Here is a 21377-nt window from a genome sequence, read left to right as displayed (position 1 = left end):
CCCTCCTTCGCTGCTTTTCTCACGCAGAAGCTGCCGACCAGTTGATCCAGCCAAACTGCCAGGTCGCCAGAATCAGCAGACCGAATGCAATCCGGTACCAGGCGAACGCGGCATAACTATGGTTCGAAATGAACTTGAGCAAGGCCCGTACTGCGATCATCGCGAAGATAAACGAGGTCACAAAACCAATCGCGAACACCGGCAAATCGTCCGGCTGGAACAGGTGACGGTATTTATAACCCGAATACACCGCCGCACCGACCATGGTCGGCATTGCCAGGAAGAACGAGAACTCGGTAGCCGCCTTGCGCGACAGGCCAAACAGCAGGCCGCCGATAATTGTGGAACCCGAACGCGACGTGCCGGGGATCATGGCCAGACATTGCGCAAAACCGATTTTCACTGCGTCTTTCCAGGTCATGTCGTCTACGGTTTCAGCACGGATCACATGCTGGCGACGTTCGGCCCAGAGCATGATCACACCGCCTACCACCAATGCCGTGGCCACAGTAATGGGGTTGAACAGGTACTCATGAATCACGTCGGCAAAAATCACCCCCAGCACCACCGCCGGCATTACCGCGATGATCAGGTTGACAGTAAAGCGCCGGGCTTGTGGTTGAGTTGGCAGACCGACGACAACATCGATGATCTTGCGGCGAAATTCCCAGACCACGGCCAGAATCGCACCCAGCTGAATAATGATATTGAATGCCATGGCGCGTTCGCCGCCGAAGTTCAGCAAGTCCGCCACAATGATTTGGTGGCCGGTACTCGAGATCGGCAAGAATTCCGTAAGGCCTTCTACTACACCCAGTATCAACGCCTGTGCGGCAGTCCAAAGATCCATCGTTCCCCCATAAGGCCCTGCGTCTTGCAGAGCGGATTAGTCAAAAATCGAGATGTGAGTGCAACCGCTGCCGCGGGGGTGGGTTACAGCCGTGTCATTTTCACCAAGGTGAAGTGAAATAACTGTCGGAAATCAACAAATATCCGGCGTTGGAATTCCGGCCGAGATCCTATCAGACGCGTTCCAGTTTGGCTGCTATGACATCGAGAGGGGGGCCAGATCAAAACGATCCAGTAGTCGCTGTTTTGCTTTTTGCTTTTAAAGACGATGCCCCTGCCGCCACTCGATAGCCGGAACGACGCAGATGCCCATCACAGGAGGCCGAACGCAGGTGCTGTTGTGGGGGTGGCGAGGCAGGACGCCGAGCCAGCCGTGCCGGGCCATGGATGGCCCGTCACGGCGTGCCCCCACAACAGTGCCGGAGTGAGGGTACCGGGCGAGCCTAGGCGAGCACGGCCGTATGGTAGGGCGCAGACCTTTTGGTTCCTTTTGGGGCGTTTGCCAAAAGGGACTCGCCGTAAGGGCGAAACCCGTAAATCGCCGTTGCGCATTGAACGGATATGTACCTAGTTCAAGCAACTGGAATACCGTGTACATATCCGTTTGATGTATCACGGCTCTCTACGGGTTCCGCCCTTACGGCGGCTCACTTTTGTCAAACAGCCGAGTGTCGGACCACCACAAAAATAAGCAAAAAGGCCTTGCCCCAGCGTACGGCCTTCGCTGCGCTCAGGTTCCCTCGCTCCGGCCCTGCTCCGTGGCCACGCCGTGACGGGCCATCCATGGCCCAACACAGCTCTCCCGGCATCCATGCCGGGAGGACCACTACGCAGAACCTCCTCTCGGCCTCCCGAAGGGGCCAGTAGATCAAGATCAAAAACAAATCAAAAGCAGATCAAAAGCAGCTCAAAAACGACCTCGTAGGCGCTGTTTTGCTTTTTGCTTTTTGCTTTTAAAAACGAGGCATCTGCCGCCACTCGATAGCCGGAACGACGCGGATGCCCATCACAGGAGGCCGAACGCAGGTGCTGATGTGGGGGTGGCGAGGCAGGACGCCGAGCCAGCCGTGCCGGGCCATGGATGGCCCGTCACGGCGTGCCCCCACAACAGCGCCGGAGTGAGGGCACCGGGCGAGCCTAGGCGAGCTCGGCCGTATGGTAGGGCGCAGACCTTTTGGTTCTTTTTGGGATGGTCCGACACTCGGCGTTTGCCAAAAGGGACTCGCCGTAAGGGCGAAACCCGTAAAAAGCCGTGATACATAGAACGGATATGTACGCTCAGTTTTAACTGCGGTACCGCGTACATATCCGTTACAGACGTTTAACTGAAATATCGGTTTCGCTCTTACAGCGAGTCCCTTTTGGGGCGTTTGCCAAAAGTGCCTCGCCGTAAGGTCGAAACCCGTAAAAAGCCGTGATACATAAAACGGATATGTACCTGTGTGGCTGCTACCGGGAACAGGCTCGGCCCTAGGCGATAACGATATCGCTACCCACCAGCGAGGCCAGTCCCACACCGACCAAGGTCACCGAGTCACTGCCAAAACTCAGCACGGTGTCATTCCCGGACACACTGGCATGGGCCCGGTAATCGGCCTCATGGCCACCCTCCACGCCCAGGAAAACCAGGCGGTCGGCGGGCTGATAGCCCAGCAAGGTGTCGTTGCCAAAATGCCCGCTGAAGACAAAGGTATTGCTACCACCCACCGATTCCAGCAGGTCATCACCAGCGCCACCGATAAACACATCATTACCCGCCGATCCAAGCAAATGATCGTTGCCGCCCTGACCCAGCAGCCAGTCACCGTGATCACCGGCCTTGAGGGTGCTGTCGCCCGGTCCTGCGTTCACCGAATGGGTGTAGTCCGTGCGGCTATTGCCGGCCCATAGACCGTCATCGGCAACCCGATGGCTGACCGCCTTGCTCAGCCCCAGCCAGCCGGGCTCATCGCTGACTAACAGGCTGATATCCCGGGCAAGGGTGATACCGCCATGGTTGTCGCGCACATACAAAGTGCCCTGTCCGTCATTGACTACATCTACCCGGTTCAGGGACTGCTGCAGGTCCAGAGTATTGACCCCCTTGCCCCCCAGAATGATGTTGTAACCACCGCTGTCGCGAAAGCTGTCATTGCCATCGCGACCTTCGAGAAAGTCATTGCCGCGCCCGCCCTGGATCAGGTCGTTACCCTCACTGCCGATGATCAAGGTAGTGCCCGTGTGCTTCTCGGCATTGCGGTTCAGATCCTGTACCCAGTTATTTTCCCGCGCCGGGTTGGACAGGTTGGCCACCACGATGGTCGAGTCCTTGTGCGTCAGGTCATAGAAGGCCGAATCAAGAATACGGTTCATCCCGCTTTCGTAGCCGCTGGGCAAGTGAGTGACCCAGGTCGAGACATTGGCGATGGAAAACGGCATCAGGTTCCACGCCACAGATGCGTAGTGATCGTTGAAGCTCACAATGTTGTTGGTGGCAGACGCTTGATTGGCGTCATGCACTCCCAGGGATGACAGGCTGAAGTCCGACCCGTTGAGGGCGCGGAACACCGGATCGTTCTCATAGCCGATATTCAGCACATTGGAGGTAACGGTACTTTGCGTCGGCGAGGCAAAGGCAATGTAGCTGGCATCACGATAAAACCCTGACCAATGATCGCCACTCAAGTCAGCCAGGCTATTGACGGCCAGCCCGCCCAGGCTATGGCCGCTGACCAGCACATCCTTGCCTGCCAGGCCGTGGCTGCCGGCAAAGGCCGCGACCTTGCCCAATAAGCTGTCAAAGGCGTTACCGGTGTAATTTTTGGCGTAATCGGCAGGCCCGATGGCGGCCAGCAAATCACTGATGGCATCACCGATGGAATCACTAATCAAGGATTCCCGTGGCCCGCTGGTGCCGCGAAAACCGATACCGATAGCGGTCAGTTGCCCATCGGCGTCGTACTTGCCGAGGATCTCCACTTGGGCGCTGTCATAGCCCGGCTTTTCACCGAAGAATGTGCCGCGCTGATCGACTTTGCCTGCATAACCCAGCTGCTGCGCGCTGATGGGGCTCCAGCCGGCTTTTTCCACCGCTTCCCGGGCCAGTTTTTCCGAGTCCGGGTTCCACGGGATACCCGGCACCACCCCCTGAGAATCCACGCCACCAAGCACGGCCTTGACCAGGGTGGCGGGCAGACCGGTACCCATGCCATTTTTCTGGTAGCCCACGGCAAAGCCATTATCGAGGTTGTGGTAGCTATAAAGCGTGATCGCCAATGCATCTTTAAACAGTGCCGCAGACACGTTTGACCCTACATCCTTGTAGTCAAAAACTGCCATGGTTTTACTCTCCTGATTAATCAAACGGACGCACAAAGGCCTCATCGACCCGTGCCAGATCCTGCTCGCCCAGCGTGCCGGCGTAAAAGTGCAATTTGGTCCACGCCAATAAATAGTCGTAGCGGGTTTGTGCCAGATCCCGGCGCGTGGTGTAGAGCTGTTGCTCGGCGTTCAAGGCATCAAGATTGACCCGCTCGCCCCCCAGAATGCTTTGCCGGGTAGAGACCACCAGCGCTTGCGCCGAGGTCAGGGCTTTTTGATAGGCACGCAACTTGTTCCCCCCCGACAGACAGGCGTTGAACTGGCGCCTCAGTTCGATCAGGGTTTCCCGGGTTTTACCTTCCAGTTCATATTCCACCCGGGCCAGATTGCTGCCGGCCTGACGCACCGACGCCGACACCCCGCCCCCTGAATAGAGCGGCAGGCTGACTTCAATGCCGATGGTGTTGGTGTCATAGCGCTGGTTATAGGTGTTGCCGCTGTCGGACTCCATCTTGCGCACGCTGGCATAGGCATTGAGTTTGGGCAGATGGCCGGCGCGGTTGCGCTCGACCTCATAGCGCGCCACCTCCAGTGCCTCGCGTTGCGACGCCAGCTCCGGGTTGTTGGCCAGGGCCATGGCATGCCAGGTGGCGAAGTTGGCCGGCTCCAGCGGTAACGGGTTGAAGGCCGCCGCCAGCGGCTGCAACTGCTCGATGCTCACCGACTCAGTGCCAATCAACGCCCCCAGCTCGCGCAAGGCGGCGTCCTGCTCATCAATGGCCTGGATCTCCTCGGCAGTGGCCAGTTCGTAGCGCGACTCGGCTTCAAGGATATCGGTGCGGGTGCCCTCGCCCTGTTGAAACATCTGCTGGTTTTGCCGGAACTGCTGTTCGTAGGCTTTTTTCTTGGCGCGGGCGATATCGATCTGATCCTGGGCAAACAGGGCCTGGGTGTAGTGCGTCAGCACACGCACCAACAACTCCTGACTCTTGCTGCGAAAACTTTCATCGGCAAACAGGGCCTGGGCCACACCTTTGCGGTAGTTGGCGTAGGCCTCGTAGTCGATCAGTGGCTGCTGCACCATAAAGGTCGAGCCATAGCTGTTGTAGTTGCGGTCCTCATGGGTGTTACCGCGTTCGTTCAAATAAGTGGCCTGGGAGTTGTTGCGCCCCTTGTTGTAGCTATAGGACAACCTGGGTAGCAGGCCGGCGCGGCCAATAACCCGGTTTTCCAGCCCCGCGTCGCGCTCCTTCATGGCCCCAAGAAAGGTCGGATCATTGCGCAGCGCCTGTTCGTATACCTCAAAAGGTCCCATCGCCTGGGCGCTGGCACCCAGGCTTAACCACAGCGCAGCAGCCAGGCTCACTTTAAAAACTGTTTTCATCGGTCGCAGCATCCTATCGCTCAGTCAACGCAGAACCTGCGCGATCCAGCAGCGGTTTGAACAAGTAGTTGAGCAGCGAGCGTTCACCGGTGCGCACAAACATCTCGGCCGGCATCCCGGGTTTGATCACCAGCCCGTTGAGCTTTTCCAGCGCCTGGTCACTGACCGTACTGCGCAGCACGTAGTACGGCATGCCGGTTTTCTCGTCGAGCATCTGGTCGGCCGACACCAGGCTGACTTCACCCGATACCCGCGGCGTAGTGCTCTGATTGAACGCGGTAAACAGAATGTCCACCGCCAGTGCGCTACCCACTCGGTCCACCAGGTTCACCGGCAGACGCCCTTCCACCTCCAGACGTGCGTCCTGGGGCACAATTTCCAGCAAGGTTTCCCCTGCCCGCACCACGGCGCCCTCGGTATGCACCCCCAGGTTGACCGCAATGCCATCCGCCGGTGCGGTGATTTCACTGTGTTGCAGATCAAAGCTGGCCGACGCCAGTTGCTGCTCCAGGGTCAGACTTTTGAGCCGGGCATCGGCCAACTGGCTGCGGACCTCCTTCTGGTACTCATCAATGTGCTGCGCCAGTTTGAGCCGTGACTCCAGAATGCCCTGCTCGATGCGTCCGCTTTCGCCGCTGTTTTGCGCAAGATCCTGCTGAATCTGCGACAGCTGCCGTTCGTACTCCAGCAAGCGGTTACGCGGGATGTAGCCGTTTTCTGCCAGCGGTCGCAGATTGCTCAACTGTTGACGCAAGGAGTCGGCCTGGGCCAATTGATCTCCCCGTGCCCGGCGCATGCCCGACAGCTGCTGCGCAGCCCCTTCAATGCTGGCCTTGAGCCCCGCCTGCTCGCGGGCAAAGGCCTCCCGACGGCTGCTGAACAATTGCTGCTGACCTTCGAGCACCAGGGCCAGTCGCGGGTCGGGATCGAGACTCAACTCGGGGCCGAAATTCACCCGCTGCAAGTTGTCGCGCTCGCTTTGCCAGCGGGCCACGCTGGCCCGGGCCATGCGGTATTGCGCGCGCAGCGATTGCACATCGGCCTCGACCTGGGTGGGGTCCAGTTGAAACAACGGTTGCCCCTGATGCACCGCCTGCCCTTCGTGCACCAGAATCTGAGTCACCACCCCGGCCCCCAATGACTGCACGGCCTTGCGCTTGCCCGACACCACCACCGTGCCTTGCACGGCAAGCCCCTCGTCCAGCGGCGCCAGGCTGGCCCACAGAAAGAAACTGCCCGCACCGACGATGGTCAGGACCCAGCCCATTCGTACGTAAAAGCCTGCACCCCGTGCTGGCTGATGGTTATCACTCATGATCGGAGCGTCCTTGCTCATGCGCCTGCACTCTGGCGGTTAAGGCTGGTGGGTTTCTGGGCACCGGCCAATGCCTTGAGCACCTCGGCCGTGGGCCCGAACGCCTGGGTCCGGCCTTCATTGAGGACCAGCAATTTGTCGGTCTGGGCCAACGATGAGGAACGATGGGTCACCAGCACCACCGTGCGCCCGTCAGCCTTGAGTTGGGCAATGGCACGGCTCAGCGCTGCATCGCCCACCGTATCGAGATTGGAATTGGGTTCGTCCAGCACCACCAGGCAGGGGCTGCCATACAAGGCCCGGGCCAGCGCCACCCGTTGTTTCTGACCGCCGGACAGACCACTGCCTGCATCCCCCAGCAGCGTGTCGTACCCCTGGGGCAGGCGCAGGATCATTTCGTGCACCCCGGCCTGGCGCGCCGCTTCAACCACTAGCTGCGCATCGGCCTCGCGGAAACGCGCGATGTTTTCGGCAATGCTGCCACTGAACAGCTCGATGTCCTGGGGCAAATAACCGAGGTGGGGGCCGAGCTGGTCGCGATTCCACTGATGGATATCGGCAGCGTCCAGGCGCACGGTGCCGGCCAGCGTTGGCCATACACCCACCAGCACCCGGGCCAGCGTCGACTTGCCGGAACCGGAAGCTCCCAGCACGCCCAGCACTTCCCCGGGGTTGAGGCTGAAACTGACCTGCTGCAAGGTCGCCAGCCGCTTGCCCGGCGGCGCGGCACTGACCTGCTCGAAGCTCACCTGCCCCTTGGGCACAGGCAATGTCATGTTGTCCTGGGTGACCGGATGCTGGCCAAGCAGGCTGTCCAGTCGCTGGTAGGCAAGTCGTGCCGAACTCCATTGTTTCCACACGCCAATCAACTGATCGATGGGGCTCAATACCCGGCCCATCAGGATGGAACCGGCAATCATCATCCCGGCGCTCATCTGGCCCTCAATCACCAGCCAGGCGCCCAGGCCGAGCACCAGCGATTGCAGGCATAAACGCAAGGTTTTGCTGATGGAGCCGATCACGGCCCCGGTGTCACTGGCCTTGTTCTGTTCAGCCAGAAACCGCGAATGCAGGTTGAACCAGCGCTTGCGCAACACACTCAGCATGCCCATTGCCTGAATGGTCTCGGCGTTGTGCAGATGGCTGCTGGCCAGTTGGCTGGATTGCTGGGAGTAGACGCTGGCCCGGGCCAGAGACTGGCGGGTCATGAGTTCGTTGATGCACGCCAGGCCAATTAACAGCACGGCACCGGCCGTGGCCAGCACCCCAAGCCAGAGATTGAACCCATAGATCACAAACAGATAAATCGGAAACCACGGCGCATCGAAGAACGCAAACAGCGCAGGGCCAGTGACAAATTGACGAATCAGGGTCAGATCGCCCAGCGCCTGGCCGGCCTGGGCCTGACCGTTGAGCAGGTTGCGCTCGAATGCCGCCCGATACACCTGTTGGTTGAAGCGGCGCTCCAACTGACTACCGATGCGGATAACAATAAAACTACGGACCGTTTCAAGCATCCCGATAAAGATAAAAAAACCCACGACCATTAATGACAACATGGCCAGTGTCGTGGTGTTTTGCGAAGACAAAACCCGGTCATACACCTGCAACATATAAATGGACGGCACCAGCATTAATATATTGATCAAGGCCGTGAAACAGCCGACGCTGATCAAAATACTTTTATAGTCAGCCAGCACATGTATTAACGGTGCGACAGGCGTATTGTTCAGCCGCTTCATGCATCTTCCTTGATGAATAAATCAGGTAGTACCCAAACACGTAAAACTGCTACGCAGATTAAACCAGCCACTGATCTGCCCACGCAGCGCTTTACGATTTTAAATAAATGCTTGTGCCCGGTTTATTCAGGCAACCGTTTCATCATCAGAACTTTGCTCCCCGCCAGTTGCGCTTCATAAAGACCGGGTTCAATACGATCCATATGCACCAGATCCGTGCCGTCCTTGCCCATCAGAAATATCCCGTCCGGAGTCGCAGACCAGCTCACGGGCGCTTGCCCCAGCCAGACTTCAAGACATTTGATTTCAGGGCTGAAGGTTTTGTCGGCAACCAGTTGCACCTGACAGGCCTGTGTGACGTCATCCTGGGGGTAAAAGGTCCAGCTGCCCGCCAGTTGCGCGGGGCTCAGTAACAACAGGGAATTGGCCATGGCGCTCTCTATGGTGAAGGTCAGCAATGCGGCGACATAGCCCGTTGCCTTGAAAAACCTGAATGCTCTTCGCGTGTTGTGCATGGGTGTGGAATTCCAGGCAAAAGGCAGCGCTTGCGCGCTGCCCATCCAGCGGCTGACTTAAACGACGATGTCGTACGTTGCCATTTGGCCCACGGTGTTCACCAGGAAATCGGCCACAGCGTGACCGCTGAAGTCGACGGCAAAGTGCCCCAGATTACTGGCCTGGTCGTAGCTGACGATCGCTTCACCGGCATGGCCGGTGAAGGTATCGACAAAATTCAGAGCGGCCAGGTTGCTGATGGCCGAGACGTCAATTTTGTCGATACCGGACTGGAAGTCCATGATGATATCGGCTGCCTGCGGCGCTGAGTCTGACACCGCTGCGAACACAAACACATCGGCCCCTGTGCCGCCCCACAAGGTGTCGGCACCACCGGCGCCGTAGATGATGTCGTTACCGGCACCGCCCTTGAGCACGTTATCGGCGCTGTTACCGATCAACAGGTCGTTGCCCGCGCCGCCAATGGCGTTTTCGATAATTACGCCCTGGGCAATCGAGACGTTACCGGTCATGCCACCGATGTCGGAGAACGAACCGGCAGTGAGGTTGATCTTCAGGTTCTGGCTGAAACCCGAGAAGTCCAGGGTGTCGTTGCCGCCGCCATCCCACACCGAGAAAATCAGCTTGTCGCTGGCTGAAGTTGCGCTGTAGTGATCACGGTCCGCCGTGGAGTTGAAGCCATAGACGGTGTCCTCGGCACGGGTTTGCAGGTTGGCACCGTACAGCTTCTGGATGGCTGCAATATCATCCATCTGCGGTGCTGATGCGTAGGCACCTTCACCGCTGTTGGTGAAGTGCTGACCGGTTTTACTTTCACTCCAGTAGCTCATCACGCTGTAGGCACGGGTGTCTTCGCCATAGACCGCATCGCGATAGGTGGGGTTGCCATTACCCGCGTTGTAGTCACCCGGGTGCGACAACCCCAGGGTGTGCCCGATTTCATGGGTCAGGGTTTGACGGCCGTAGTTGCCCTCGCCCGGTGTCTTGTTGACCTCATAGTCCTTGTTGATCAGATACCACGACTCGCCTTTGCGGGCGCTGTTTGGCAGGTAGGCAAAGGCCGCGCCGCCATTGCTGGCACTGAAATTGGCGAAGGTCATATGGCCGTCATCGCCACGGGCAGCCGGCCCTTCGGTGAAGGTCACTTTGGCCACGTCGGCCCAGGATTCCAGCGACAGCTTGGCCTGTTCCTTTTGCAGCGCCGAGAATTGGCCGAACGTGCCCAGGCCACGGGTGGCATAGCCCACAGGTGGCGCCGTGAGGAAGCTGTAGCTGAGGTTGATCACACCGTCGCCGTTAAGGTCATGCCAACTGGCACCGGAACGCGTCAGCTGATCAGCCGCCTGATCGGTGGTCAACGAAGGCTTGCCGTTGACCAGATGATCGCCGCGGTCATAGAAGTGACTGAAGTTATCAATCTGGGTAAAAGCGGAACTGCTGCTGATTGCGGCCTGACTCTGGCCAACCGACAGTAACGCTTTCTCTTTAAGTTTCGACATGTAAACACTTCCTTGTTTAACAGTAGAAAATTTTGACAGACCACGACGACCCCATGGCGAGATCGTCCTATCACTCGCCGTTTATGGCCGGGCGAAACTGACACAAATCGAAATATTTAGTCCAGTGTTTTTTTGCCATCAAAACTCCAGAGCCGGATAAACAACAGCAAACATTGAACACCCCGGGAAATATTTTTTTCAGTCATCGAATATTAGAATCATCATATTCACTTGAGGAATAACAATAGCGATTTTATCGATAATGGCCTTTTGCAACACGACTGACCGGTCAGCACTTTTTTATTTAAATAAACCTGTCGCCAGTTCGTCTTTATATAGGGTTTTTAATTAACCAAAAATACAGCAGGCACCCCACATCCACACCCCACCACTGTGAGAGCGGGCTTGCCCGCGATGGCATCAGCGCGATCCTGCAGCTATACCCCGTCGCCTGCATCGCGAGGCAAGCTCGCTCCTACAGCAGACACCCCATACCCACACCCACCCCCCACCACTGTGGGAGCGGGCTTGCCCGCGATGGCATCAGCGCGATCCTGCAGGTATGCCCCGCCGCCTGTATCGCGAGGCAAGCTCGCTCCTACAGCAGACACCCCACACCCACACCCCAGCACTGTGTGAGCGGGCTTGCCCGCGATGGCATCAGCGCGATCCTGCAGGTATACCCCATCGCCTGCATCGCGAGGCAAGCTCGCTCCTACAGCAGACACCCCACACCCACACCCCACCACTGTGGGAGCGGGCTTGCCCGCGATGGCATCAGCGCGATCCTGCAGGTATGCCCCCGTCGCCTGCATCGCGAGGCAAAATCGCTCCCTGTAACCCTGGTCCAGGGCACCGATATTACAAACGGCACTTGACTCGAACCGGTGATTTGAGTTTTCCTGAAACCGGTTTCAGCGCCCTCACGCGAAATCGCCTGCGATAACTCAAATAAAAGGTTTCAGGCCGTGAACAGTTTTTCTGCCGCCCAGCGCACCCGCGTGACCATGCTTGATGTTGCCCGACTTGCCGGTGTATCCAAGGCCAGCGTGTCGCGTTTTATCGGCGAAGACCGCGCCTTGCTGTCCGAAGCCATCAGCCAGCGTATCGAACGGGCAATCAACGAGCTGGGCTACCGGCCCAATCAAATGGCCCGCGGCTTGAAACGCGGACGCACCCGGCTGATCGGCATGCTGGTGGCCGATATCCGCAACCCCTACTCGATTGCAGTGATGCATGGGGTCGAAACCGCCTGCCGGCAGCACGGTTACAACCTGGTGGTGTGCAACACCGACCGCAACGATGAACAGGAGCGCCAGCATCTCGCTGCCCTGCGCTCTTACAATATCGAAGGCCTGATCCTTAACACCCTCGGCCATGATCCTGTGGCCCTGCAACAGTTGCATCAGGAAATGCCCATCGTCCTGATCGATCGCAAGGTCGAGCAACTGCAAACCGATCTGGTCGGCCTCGATAACGCCCATGCCGTGCGCATTGCCCTTGATCACCTTGAGCAACAGGGCTACCGCGATCTGTTGCTGGTCAGCGAGCCCGTCGATGGCACCAGCTCACGGATCGAGCGCATTCACAGCTTCACCACGCAACTGGCTGCACGCCCGGCACTGCGTGGTGCCGTGGTGCAAACCGGTACGCAACTGCGGGCCGACATCCAGTCCTTCCTGCAAACCCCCGGCAACGGCCCCAAGGCACTGTTTTGTGCCAATGGCGTGGCCGCGCTGGCCTGCACCCATATCTTGCGCGAGTTGAACTGTCGCTTGTTCGAGGATGCCGGCCTGATCGCCCTGGATGACCTGGAATGGTTCCCTCTGGTCGGCAGCGGTATCACAGCCCTCGCCCAACCCACGCAACAGATTGGCGCCAGCGCTTTTGACTGCCTGCTCAGACGCCTCAAGGGCGACAAGGCACCCGCCCGGGTCCTGGATTTTGCTGCAAGCCTGATCAAGCGCGGCTCCACTCAACGCCCTGCTACCTGACGCTTTATTGCCGCCGGTTGCCTGTTTAAGCCTGCGGCACTTCCTAACAACAAAATGAAACCGGTTTCAGAGATTAATGACAATGACCACATTTCCCGTATCCATCAGCCTGTCGAGCTACGGCGCCGACCTGGTTCGCCAGCGCGGACAACACAGCTTCATCGAGGTACTGGCCAATGCCGGTGCAACCCGCATCGAGCTGCGGGAAGAATTGCTCACCGGCGAAGACCCGGTAGCCTTCAGCCAGGCCGTGCAGCTGCATGGACTTGAGTGCGTGTTCTCTTCGCCAATGGAGCTGTGGGAAGCCGGGCAGTCGCGCCCCAATCCACAATTGATCACCACCCTGCAGCGGGCCCATGCCTTCGGTGCGAAATGGCTGAAAGTCTCACTGGGCTATTTCACCGAACACTGCGATCTGCAAAACCTGGCTGCCTGCCTGAACCAGCAGTCCGTGAAATTGCTGGTAGAAAACGACCAGACGTCCCAGGGCGGGCGGATCGAGCCGATGCAGCGTTTCTTCGACAAGGTCGATCAACAGCAGGCTCCGATCAGCATGACCTTCGACATTGGTAACTGGCAGTGGCAGGACCAGTCAGCCGGCACCGCCGCCCGCCTGCTCGGCCGTTACGTCAGCTACCTGCACTGCAAAGGCGTGGCCCGGCGCCCGGACGGCAAGCTGATTGCAATAGCGCCAACCGCCACCGACCTGCAAATGTGGCAGCAACTGATGACCCACATGCCCCATGGCCTGACCCGCGCCGTCGAATATCCGCTGCAGGGCAGCGACCTCGACCGGCTGACCAAAGAGCATGTCGCGGTACTGGCCAAACTGAGCCAACAGCAACAGGAGCTGAGCCATGTCTAAGTTTGATGTGTTGTCGTTTGGCGAAACCATGGCCATGTGGGTGGCTGAACACTGCGGCGATCTGGACCAGGTCGAGCTGTTTCACAAACGCATTGCCGGGGCCGACAGCAACGTCGCCATCGGCCTGGCACGCCTGGGTTTCAATGTTAAATGGCTGAGCCGCGTAGGCAACGATTCCCTCGGCCGTTTCGTGCGCAACACCCTGCAAGCCGAAGGGCTGGACTGCCAGCACGTGGCCATCGATCCGCAGCACCCCACCGGTTTTCAACTCAAGTCACGGGTAGATGACGGCAGCGATCCGCAAGTGGAGTATTTCCGCCGCGGTTCGGCCGCCAGTCATCTGGGCCTCGACGCCATTACCCCGCAATTGCTCGATGCCCGTCATTTGCACGCCACCGGCATTCCTCCAGCCCTCTCGGCCAGTTGCAATGAACTGTCCTTTGAGCTGATGAAGTCCATGCGCAAAGCCGGCAACAGCGTGTCGTTCGATCCCAACCTGCGACCGTCGCTATGGGCCAGCGAGCAGCAAATGATTCGCGACATCAACGCCCTCGCCGCCCACGCCGACTGGGTACTGCCAGGGCTGAGCGAGGGCCGGTTGCTGACCGGCTACGACGATCCGGGCGACATCGCTGCGTTCTACCTCGACCAAGGGGCAGAAGCGGTGATCATCAAGCTGGGAGCCAAGGGCGCTTACTGGCGCACCGCCGAGCTTGAACAATTCGTGCCCGCCGTACCGGTTGCCCAGGTGATCGACACCGTTGGCGCTGGCGATGGCTTTGCTGTGGGCGTCATCAGTGCCTTGCTGGAAAACCTCGACTTTGCCGAAGCCGTGCAGCGTGGCAACTGGGTTGGCAGCCGTGCCGTGCAAAGCCGTGGCGATATGGAAGGGCTACCGACCCGGGCCGAACTGTCGCACCACAACGCGCAGACTGCGCCCGAATAAACACCGTGATTTTGCTGCACCCGTTACCTGCTGCGACAAAAAAAACAAGCTCAGGAGCACCACCATGCACTCGTTAAAACTCGCCGCCCGTCGTTGGTGGTACATCATGCCGATCGTATTTATCACCTACAGCCTGGCCTACCTGGACCGGGCTAACTACGGGTTCGCTGCGGCCTCCGGCATGGCCGAAGACCTCAACATCACTCCCGGGCTGTCGTCGTTGCTCGGCGCCCTGTTCTTCCTCGGGTATTTCTTCTTCCAGGTCCCGGGGGCGATTTATGCGCAGAAAAACAGCGTCAAGAAACTGATATTCGTCAGCCTGATCCTCTGGGGCAGCCTGGCGACCCTGACCGGCGTGGTGTCCAACGCCTACAGCCTGATTGCCATTCGCTTCATGCTCGGAGTGGTTGAAGCCGCAGTCATGCCGGCAATGCTGGTGTACCTGTGCCACTGGTTCACCCGTGCCGAACGCTCGCGCGCCAACACCTTCCTGATTCTCGGCAACCCGGTCACCATGCTCTGGATGTCGGTGGTCTCGGGCTACCTGGTGCAGCATTACAGCTGGCGCTGGATGTTTATCGTCGAGGGCCTGCCTGCTGTGCTCTGGGCATTTATCTGGTGGCGCCTGGCCGATGACCGTCCAAGCGAAGCCAAATGGCTCAGCACTCAAGAGAAACACGACCTGCAAAGCGCGCTGGATGCCGAACAGGTCGGAATGAAACCAGTAAAAAACTATGCTGCGGCCTTCCGCTCGCCGAAAGTGATCCTGCTGTCCTTGCAGTTCTTCTGCTGGAGCATCGGGGTGTACGGTTTTGTCCTGTGGCTGCCGTCGATTCTCAAACACGGCGCGCAGATGGACATGATCGAGGCCGGCTGGCTCTCGGCCCTACCCTATCTGGCTGCAGTGATCGCGATGCTCGTGGTGTCGTGGGGCTCGGACAAACTGCAAAAACGCAAACGCTTCGTCTGGCCGCCGCTGCTGATCGCCTCCATCGCCTTCTACGGCTCCTACGTGCTGGGTGCGGAACACTTCTGGTGGTCCTACAGCCTGCTGGTGATTGCCGGTGCCTGCATGTATGCACCCTACGGTCCGTTTTTCGCCATCATCCCGGAAATACTGCCGTCCAACGTGGCCGGGGGCGCCATGGCGCTGATTAACAGCATGGGGGCCCTGGGTTCGTTTGCCGGCTCCTATCTGGTCGGATACCTGAACAGCGAGACCGGTTCACCGGGAGCTTCCTTCCTGTTGATGAGCGGCGCGCTGATGATTTCCGTGCTGCTGACCCTGATGCTCAAACCCACGGTCAATGACACCCCTGCGCCCAAGCAATTGGCTACGCAGGGTCTGGCCCACTCTTGATTTCAACGTCGGTGAATACCTTGAAAAAGAATGTCGTGCTGTACAAAGAACTGTCCGCGCCCCTGATGCAACGCCTGGAAGATCAGGTCAATGTCACCCTGATCAAGCGCCTTGATGCCCAGGGCCTGGAGCAACTGCGGGCGGCCCTGCCCCAGGCCCAGGGATTGCTGGGGGCCAGCCTCAGGCTGGATGCGCAGCTGCTGGATCTGGCACCGGCACTGGAGGCCGTGGCCAGCGTTTCGGTGGGGGTTGATAACTACGACATCGACTACCTGACCGAGCGCAAAGTCCTGCTCACCAACACCCCCGACGTGCTCACCGAAACCACGGCCGACACCGGTTTCGCCCTGATTCTGGCCAGCGCCCGGCGCGTGGTGGAGCTGGCCAACCTGGTGCGCAATGGCCAGTGGCAAAAAAACGTCGGCCCCGAGCAGTTCGGCACCGACGTGCATGGCAAAACCCTGGGCATCATTGGCATGGGCCGCATCGGCGAAGCCCTGGCCCAGCGCGGCCACTTTGGCTTCGGCATGCCGGTGATCTACCACAGCAATTCGCCAAAACCTGCAGTAGAGGCACGCTTCAACGCGCAGTACCGCAGCCTCGATGAACTGTTGCAGCAAGCCGACTTTATCTGCCTGACCCTGCCCCTGACCGCGCAAACCGAAGGCTTGATCGGCGCAGAGCAATTTGCCCTGATGCGCCCCGAGAGCATCTTTATCAATATCTCCCGGGGCAAGGTGGTGGACGAAGCGGCACTGATTCAGGCCTTGCAAGAGGGCCAGATTCGCGCAGCCGGGCTGGATGTGTTCGAGCGCGAACCGCTGGAGCTGACCTCGCCGCTACGGCAGCTGGATAACGTGGTGGCCACCCCCCACATAGGTTCGGCCACCCACGAAACCCGCGAAGCCATGGCCCGCTGTGCGGTCGATAATCTGTTGGCAGCACTGGCCGGTGAACGCCCGGCCAACCTGGTTAACCCACAAGCACTGGGCTGATCATTCACCGGCCTTGATTTTGGTCCATAGCCGCGTGCGGATGCGGTCGATATTCAACGGCATGGCCTGGAGGGCAAACAGCTTGTCCATCATCGCCGCCGTTGGATAGACCTTGGTGTCAGCCTTGATCTCGGGGCTGACCAGGGCATCGGCCTGTTCGTTGCCATTGGCGTAATGCACATAGTTGGTGATACCGGCCATCACGTCCGGGCGCAGCAAGTAGTTCATGAAGCTGTAAGCGGCCTTCTCGTCCGGCGCGTCGACGGGCATGGCCACCATATCAAACCAGATCGCCGCACCTTCCTTAGGTATCGAATAACCGATATCCACCCCGTTACTGGCCTCTTTGGCCCGGGTTTCGGCCTGCAGAATGTCTCCCGAAAAGCCTACCGCCACACAAATATTGCCGTTGGCCAGGTCGCTGGTGTACTTGGACGAGTGAAAGTAGCTGATATAGGGCCGTACTTTCATCAGCAGCGCTTCGGCTTTTTTGTAGTCCTGCGGGTTCTTGCTGTGATGGGGCAAGCCCAGGTAATTCAGCGCCGCGGGCAGCACTTCCGGACCGTTGTCCAGTATCGCGACCCCGCATTTACTGAGCTTTTCCATGTTTTCAGGCTTGAAAATCAGGTCCCAGGAATCCACCGGGGCATTCTCGCCCAGCACCGCTTTGACCTTGGCCACGTTGTAGCCGATACCGGTACTGCCCCACAGGTACGGAAAACCGTGCTGGTTCCCCGGATCGTTGACCTCCAGCGCCTTGAGCAGCACCGGGTTGAGGTTTTTCCAGTTGGGCAACTGGCTTCTGTCGAGCTTCTTCAGGGCCCCGCCCTGAATCTGCCGGGCCATAAAGTGGTTGGATGGAAACACCACGTCATACCCGGAATTGCCGGTCATCAACCTGCCGTCCAGGGTCTCGTTGCTGTCAAACAGGTCGTAGGTAAACGCAACTCCGGAATCACGGGAAAAGTTCTTCATCGTGTCGGGTGCGATGTAGTCGGACCAGTTATAGACCTTCACGGTCTCGGCGGCCTGACACAAAGTCCCGGCCAACATCAGGGGCAACAGGGTCATACGGATCATGATTCGATTCCTTGCATGTTCTGGCAGCTTTTTTATAGGCAGGTATCGGCAGTTTTAAGTGAGCAAAGGCTTACAGGATCAGGACATAGGTCTTGCGCACGGTCTCCTGAATGTCCCAGATGCCTGTGCTGTTGGCAGGCAACATCAGTGCATCCCCTGCTTCTATGGTCAGGGTTTCTCCGTCATCCGGAGTGAAGGTGCAGCGCCCTTGAATGAAGTGACAAAACTCTTGCGCCACAATCTGTCGGCGCCAGCGACCCGGCGTGCATTCCCAGATGCCGGTTTCGACCCCGTCGTTACGCTCGACACAGGTGACCGAGGTGATAGCCACCGGCGTACCCAGCGGCACGGCCACCGGGAAGGACTCTTGTAGCGGTACCAGGGCCGTGTTTTTGAATTGAGTGATGCTCATGAAATGCTTCCTGATCAAGACGACGTTTAATTACTGCATGAAACCTTCCATAAACCCGGCCACGCGGCTGGCCAGGCGCCGACGCAAGGGCGAGCTGTGGGGGTTGGCCAGGGTTTGGTCTTCGTAGACGAAGCTGCGGATAATTGCGTTGTAACCCAGCCAGCGGCAGGGCTCCGGCTCCCAGGCCTTGAGCGCAGCGAGTCCGCCTTCGGTCAACACCCAGGGCTGTGTCACCTCGAGGGTGTCGCGTTGCAAAATCAGGTCGGCCAGGGTGCGGCCGCCCAGATGACTGGCGCCTACCCCTTCGCCGCCATACCCGCCGGCCAGTGCGATGCCTTGCTGGCGATCACAGAGCATGTGTGGCTGAAACCGCCGCGACATGCCCAGATTGCCGCCCCAGGCATGGCTGATACGCACGTCTTTAAGCTGCGGGAACAGTTCGCCAAACAAATAACGGCGCAGTTCAATTTCGCTTTCGCTGAGGTCGAAATTGCCTCGCAGGCGTCCGCCAAACTGATAACCGCCCCGCGCACCGAACACCAGGCGGTTATCCACCGTGCGCTGGCCGTAAGTGACCTGACGGCTGCTCTCGCTGAAGGCCTGGCCCCGGGACAGTCCGATCTCGTCCCACACGGCCTGGGACAAAGGCTCTGTGGCCACCAGCAGGCTCTGTACCGGCAGTTGATAGCGGCCCAGGGTTGGCAGGGTATTGGCGTAGCCTTCCACGGCCGGCACCACCCAACGGCTGCGCACCCGGGCTTTGGCTGTGACCACCTGGCCCGACTGCCATTGCGTGACCGGGCTTTGCTCGAATATCTGCACCCCCATGCGCTCAACGGCGCGGGCCAGGCCGCGTACCAGTCTGGCCGGGTGAATGGTTGCAACATGGGGAGTGAAGATGCCGCCATAGGGCCTGGCGACGCGGATCTGTTGCGCCAGTTCGCCCGGGTTCAGCCAGCGGTAGTCGGATTCGTTCAAGCCCTGGGCGTAGAGGCTGGCCAGATAACTGCGCAGACTGGCTTCTTGCTCGGGGTAACGGGCCGCGCAATATAAAGCGCCCCCTTTGCGGTAATCGCAGTCGATGCCTTCACGATCGATGACGTTTTTCACTTCATCAGGTATGCCGTGCAGCAAATCGAAGGAGGCCCGACGCTGCTCGGCAGACAAGCCCGCCAGCAACCGGTCCTCGCCCAGCAAATTGCCCATCAGCCAGCCGCCGTTGCGACCGGAGGCGCCAAAGCCCGCCGTTTGCGCTTCAACAATGGCAATGTTCAGTTGCGGCGCATGGCGCTTGAGGTAGTACGCGGTCCAGAGCCCGGTGTAACCGGCGCCGATGATGGCCACATCTACATCCAGGTCTTGTTCGAGCGCCGGTCGGGGAGCAAGCTCATCCCCGAGCTGGTCCATCCATAAACTGATTGAGCGCCATGCTGGCATCACCGACTCCACACTGCTTCAAAGAATGGGTCGACCCTACCTCCTGGCGTCAGGAAAAGTCTTGCGCGCGTGCCCGCAAAGAAATTTGTCTGGCGTAAGCCTTGGGTGACTGGCCGGTGTGCTGGCGAAAACAGCTGTAGAACGCCGAGATCGAATTAAACCCGGCCGAGAACGCCACCTCATCGACTTTGACCGGCGACACCGCAGCATCCATTGCCGCCAGTACATGCCGCAGCCGTGCCTGATTCACATAGCGGTAAAAGCTTTGTCCCAATACCTGGTTGAGCAAATACGACATCTGGTTACGTGTATAGCCGCAGGCACTGGCCACTTGCTGCAGATCGAGCTCAGGGTCGAGATAGGGTTGTTGACGCTCGAAGTAGCTTTGCAGGTCCCGGGCCATGAAACTCAATTGCCGCGCCGAGAGCCCAAGACGGCTGACGGCCGGTCTCAATGAGGGTTTGAGCGCCGGATTGATCGCGGTTTCATGGACCAGGGATGCGTACTCATTGACCCGCCAGATCAGCCCGTCGCGCACCGTAATCGCCTCACTGGCGCGGAATGACACCAGCCCCTGGCTGCCACGCAGGGTCATGCGATATTGAATGAACGCCGTATTGCCATCCAGACGGATACGATCGCTATGCTCCAGCGCTTCATCCGGCTCCCTTGGCATGGACAGACGCACGTACTCGCGCAGTTCGTCGAGGGCCATGACCCGATTCTGAAAAAAATCGTGATAGCACACGTCCGGGTGATAAAGCGCCATCACCCCGTCCAGGTCACGGTGCTTCCAGCACAAGTGGTAACGCATCACGGTCTGACCGGTAGCGCGGGTCTGTTCGGGGCCGTCATCGGGGTCTGACATGGAACGCTCGTAGGCAAAAAGAGCAGAGAGTGCCGAGTTTGTGCGTTGGCAGCAATGGCCAGGTGCAGGGGTAAACGGCTAAAAAAACGCTTCAGGGCTTGATGTGCATCAAAACCGGATTAAACAGTCTATCGGTATGTAACAAAAGGCTTAGCGCCACAGAATATGGATGATAGGTTTAAACACGAAACACTCGCTAAAACATCTGCCGGAGATTGTTCTCTGGCTGTTTAAATTCAGAGCAAAAGGAAGTGCTCCATGAACAAAACACGCGACATGCACAAGGTTACCTTCCCTAATGCCTGCCAGCTGATGCGCTGGCATTTTCATCCAATGGGCTTCGAGGCGACCATGGATGCGCCGGGGAGCCTGGTTGCCCGCCTGTTTGATCGTGCCAGTGGCGAAACCCTGATCGCCATCGCCGGCATCCCCTGCGCAACCACCATGACCCCGGGTCAGGTGAGCAATATCATCCAGGCGGTGGAAGACGAACTCGAAAGCTTCGTCCCGCCGATGACCTGGCAGGCGCAGGCCTGACCGCGCCGCCTGCATCGCTGGCAAGCCAGCTCCCACAAGAAATCTGACCGGTGCATGACTCTATGGGAGTGGGCTTGCCTGCTCCTACAGTAAATCTGAGTGGCACATGACTTTGTGGGGCTGGACTTGCCCCTGCAGTAAATCTGAATGGCGCGTGACTTTGTGGGAGTGGGCTTGCCCGCGATGGCATCGACCCGGTCTACCCGCCTGACCTTGCCGCCTGAATCGCTGGCAAGCCAGCTCCCACAAGAAATCTGACCGGTGCATGACTCTTTGGG

At 58.9% G+C, this 21377-nt stretch carries 17 protein-coding genes; 6 read left to right on the top strand and 11 right to left on the bottom strand.

Translation table 11 applies throughout. The features are described 5' to 3' along the window. Positions 1-19: 19 nt before the first annotated feature. The 7 genes from JQ845_RS04520 to JQ845_RS04490 form a co-directional block, all read right to left on the bottom strand. Positions 20-850, bottom strand: coding sequence for an undecaprenyl-diphosphate phosphatase (locus JQ845_RS04520; RefSeq protein WP_003445828.1), 831 nt, complete (start codon positions 848-850; stop codon positions 20-22). 1469 nt (positions 851-2319) lie between these two features. Further along, entirely contained in the window at positions 2320-4167 is a 1848-nt protein-coding gene (locus JQ845_RS04515; RefSeq protein WP_203008495.1) for a polyurethane esterase, read from the bottom strand. A gap of 16 nt (positions 4168-4183) precedes the next feature. Continuing rightward, positions 4184-5533: a TolC family outer membrane protein gene (locus tag JQ845_RS04510; RefSeq protein WP_236010182.1), complete on the bottom strand. Its 1350-nt coding sequence runs from the start codon at positions 5531-5533 to the stop codon at positions 4184-4186. Between the two features lie 13 nt (positions 5534-5546). Next, on the bottom strand, positions 5547-6869 hold the full coding sequence (locus JQ845_RS04505) for an HlyD family type I secretion periplasmic adaptor subunit (protein WP_003445839.1): 1323 nt from the start codon (positions 6867-6869) through the stop codon (positions 5547-5549). Continuing rightward, positions 6866-8590: a type I secretion system permease/ATPase gene (locus JQ845_RS04500; protein WP_202210779.1), complete on the bottom strand. Its 1725-nt coding sequence runs from the start codon at positions 8588-8590 to the stop codon at positions 6866-6868. Before JQ845_RS04500 ends, JQ845_RS04505 begins: the two co-directional genes overlap by 4 nt. Positions 8591-8712: 122 nt before the next feature. Beyond that, positions 8713-9105, bottom strand: coding sequence for an AprI/Inh family metalloprotease inhibitor (locus JQ845_RS04495; RefSeq protein ID WP_010657162.1), 393 nt, complete (start codon positions 9103-9105; stop codon positions 8713-8715). Positions 9106-9162: 57 nt separating this feature from the next. Continuing rightward, positions 9163-10605 (bottom strand): serralysin family metalloprotease, encoded by a 1443-nt coding sequence (locus tag JQ845_RS04490; protein WP_203008493.1) that lies wholly within the window; start codon positions 10603-10605, stop codon positions 9163-9165. A 968-nt stretch (positions 10606-11573) separates the two neighbouring features. Between JQ845_RS04490 and JQ845_RS04485 the strand changes: the two genes are divergently transcribed. From JQ845_RS04485 to JQ845_RS04465, 5 genes are all read left to right on the top strand, one after another. Then, positions 11574-12599, top strand: coding sequence for a LacI family DNA-binding transcriptional regulator (locus JQ845_RS04485; RefSeq protein ID WP_003445845.1), 1026 nt, complete (start codon positions 11574-11576; stop codon positions 12597-12599). Positions 12600-12681: 82 nt separating this feature from the next. After that, complete coding sequence (locus JQ845_RS04480; protein WP_161719369.1) at positions 12682-13464, top strand: sugar phosphate isomerase/epimerase family protein; 783 nt, start codon at positions 12682-12684, stop codon at positions 13462-13464. Further along, the gene (locus JQ845_RS04475) at positions 13457-14410 is read left to right on the top strand and encodes a sugar kinase (protein ID WP_203008491.1); all 954 of its coding nucleotides are present in this window, start codon (positions 13457-13459) and stop codon (positions 14408-14410) included. Before JQ845_RS04480 ends, JQ845_RS04475 begins: the two co-directional genes overlap by 8 nt. Positions 14411-14474: 64 nt before the next feature. Next, entirely contained in the window at positions 14475-15770 is a 1296-nt protein-coding gene (locus JQ845_RS04470; protein ID WP_003445850.1) for an MFS transporter, read from the top strand. Between the two features lie 20 nt (positions 15771-15790). After that, on the top strand, positions 15791-16765 hold the full coding sequence (locus JQ845_RS04465) for an NAD(P)-dependent oxidoreductase (RefSeq protein WP_037001812.1): 975 nt from the start codon (positions 15791-15793) through the stop codon (positions 16763-16765). Here the strand turns inward: JQ845_RS04465 and JQ845_RS04460 are convergent, their stop codons facing one another. The 4 genes from JQ845_RS04460 to JQ845_RS04445 all read right to left on the bottom strand — a co-directional run bounded on the left by JQ845_RS04460 (position 16766) and on the right by JQ845_RS04445 (position 20562). Next, a complete protein-coding gene (locus tag JQ845_RS04460) occupies positions 16766-17845 on the bottom strand; it encodes a polyamine ABC transporter substrate-binding protein (RefSeq protein WP_003445852.1) in 1080 nt (359 codons plus the stop codon). 70 nt (positions 17846-17915) lie between these two features. Continuing rightward, the gene (locus JQ845_RS04455) at positions 17916-18257 is read right to left on the bottom strand and encodes a cupin domain-containing protein (protein ID WP_010657167.1); all 342 of its coding nucleotides are present in this window, start codon (positions 18255-18257) and stop codon (positions 17916-17918) included. A 30-nt stretch (positions 18258-18287) separates the two neighbouring features. Further along, positions 18288-19694 carry an NAD(P)/FAD-dependent oxidoreductase gene (locus tag JQ845_RS04450; RefSeq protein WP_203008489.1) on the bottom strand — a complete coding sequence of 469 codons (1407 nt, stop codon included), beginning with the start codon at positions 19692-19694 and terminating at the stop codon, positions 18288-18290. A gap of 49 nt (positions 19695-19743) precedes the next feature. Further along, the gene (locus tag JQ845_RS04445; protein ID WP_003445855.1) at positions 19744-20562 is read right to left on the bottom strand and encodes a helix-turn-helix domain-containing protein; all 819 of its coding nucleotides are present in this window, start codon (positions 20560-20562) and stop codon (positions 19744-19746) included. A gap of 258 nt (positions 20563-20820) precedes the next feature. On the opposite strand from JQ845_RS04445, the gene JQ845_RS04440 reads away from it, so the two are divergent. Further along, a complete protein-coding gene (locus JQ845_RS04440) occupies positions 20821-21099 on the top strand; it encodes a DUF1652 domain-containing protein (RefSeq protein ID WP_003445856.1) in 279 nt (92 codons plus the stop codon). Positions 21100-21377 lie beyond the last annotated feature (278 nt).

Source organism: Pseudomonas paraversuta (assembly GCF_904063065.1).
GTDB lineage: Bacteria > Pseudomonadota > Gammaproteobacteria > Pseudomonadales > Pseudomonadaceae > Aquipseudomonas > Aquipseudomonas paraversuta.
The sequence above is the reverse complement of the archived record's forward strand: the minus strand, read 5'-3'. Positions and strand labels throughout refer to the sequence as shown.

Coding starts and splice junctions, on each gene's coding strand:
- JQ845_RS04505 (WP_003445839.1), bottom strand. CDS start 6,869: ATGAGCAAGGACGCTCCGATCATGAGTGATAACCATCAGCCAGCACGG.
- JQ845_RS04445 (WP_003445855.1), bottom strand. CDS start 20,562: ATGTCAGACCCCGATGACGGCCCCGAACAGACCCGCGCTACCGGTCAG.
- JQ845_RS04490 (WP_203008493.1), bottom strand. CDS start 10,605: ATGTCGAAACTTAAAGAGAAAGCGTTACTGTCGGTTGGCCAGAGTCAG.
- JQ845_RS04500 (WP_202210779.1), bottom strand. CDS start 8,590: ATGAAGCGGCTGAACAATACGCCTGTCGCACCGTTAATACATGTGCTG.
- JQ845_RS04520 (WP_003445828.1), bottom strand. CDS start 850: ATGGATCTTTGGACTGCCGCACAGGCGTTGATACTGGGTGTAGTAGAA.
- JQ845_RS04450 (WP_203008489.1), bottom strand. CDS start 19,694: ATGCCAGCATGGCGCTCAATCAGTTTATGGATGGACCAGCTCGGGGAT.
- JQ845_RS04495 (WP_010657162.1), bottom strand. CDS start 9,105: ATGCACAACACGCGAAGAGCATTCAGGTTTTTCAAGGCAACGGGCTAT.
- JQ845_RS04480 (WP_161719369.1), top strand. CDS start 12,682: ATGACCACATTTCCCGTATCCATCAGCCTGTCGAGCTACGGCGCCGAC.
- JQ845_RS04455 (WP_010657167.1), bottom strand. CDS start 18,257: ATGAGCATCACTCAATTCAAAAACACGGCCCTGGTACCGCTACAAGAG.
- JQ845_RS04460 (WP_003445852.1), bottom strand. CDS start 17,845: ATGATCCGTATGACCCTGTTGCCCCTGATGTTGGCCGGGACTTTGTGT.
- JQ845_RS04515 (WP_203008495.1), bottom strand. CDS start 4,167: ATGGCAGTTTTTGACTACAAGGATGTAGGGTCAAACGTGTCTGCGGCA.
- JQ845_RS04510 (WP_236010182.1), bottom strand. CDS start 5,533: ATGAAAACAGTTTTTAAAGTGAGCCTGGCTGCTGCGCTGTGGTTAAGC.
- JQ845_RS04475 (WP_203008491.1), top strand. CDS start 13,457: ATGTCTAAGTTTGATGTGTTGTCGTTTGGCGAAACCATGGCCATGTGG.
- JQ845_RS04470 (WP_003445850.1), top strand. CDS start 14,475: ATGCACTCGTTAAAACTCGCCGCCCGTCGTTGGTGGTACATCATGCCG.
- JQ845_RS04440 (WP_003445856.1), top strand. CDS start 20,821: ATGAACAAAACACGCGACATGCACAAGGTTACCTTCCCTAATGCCTGC.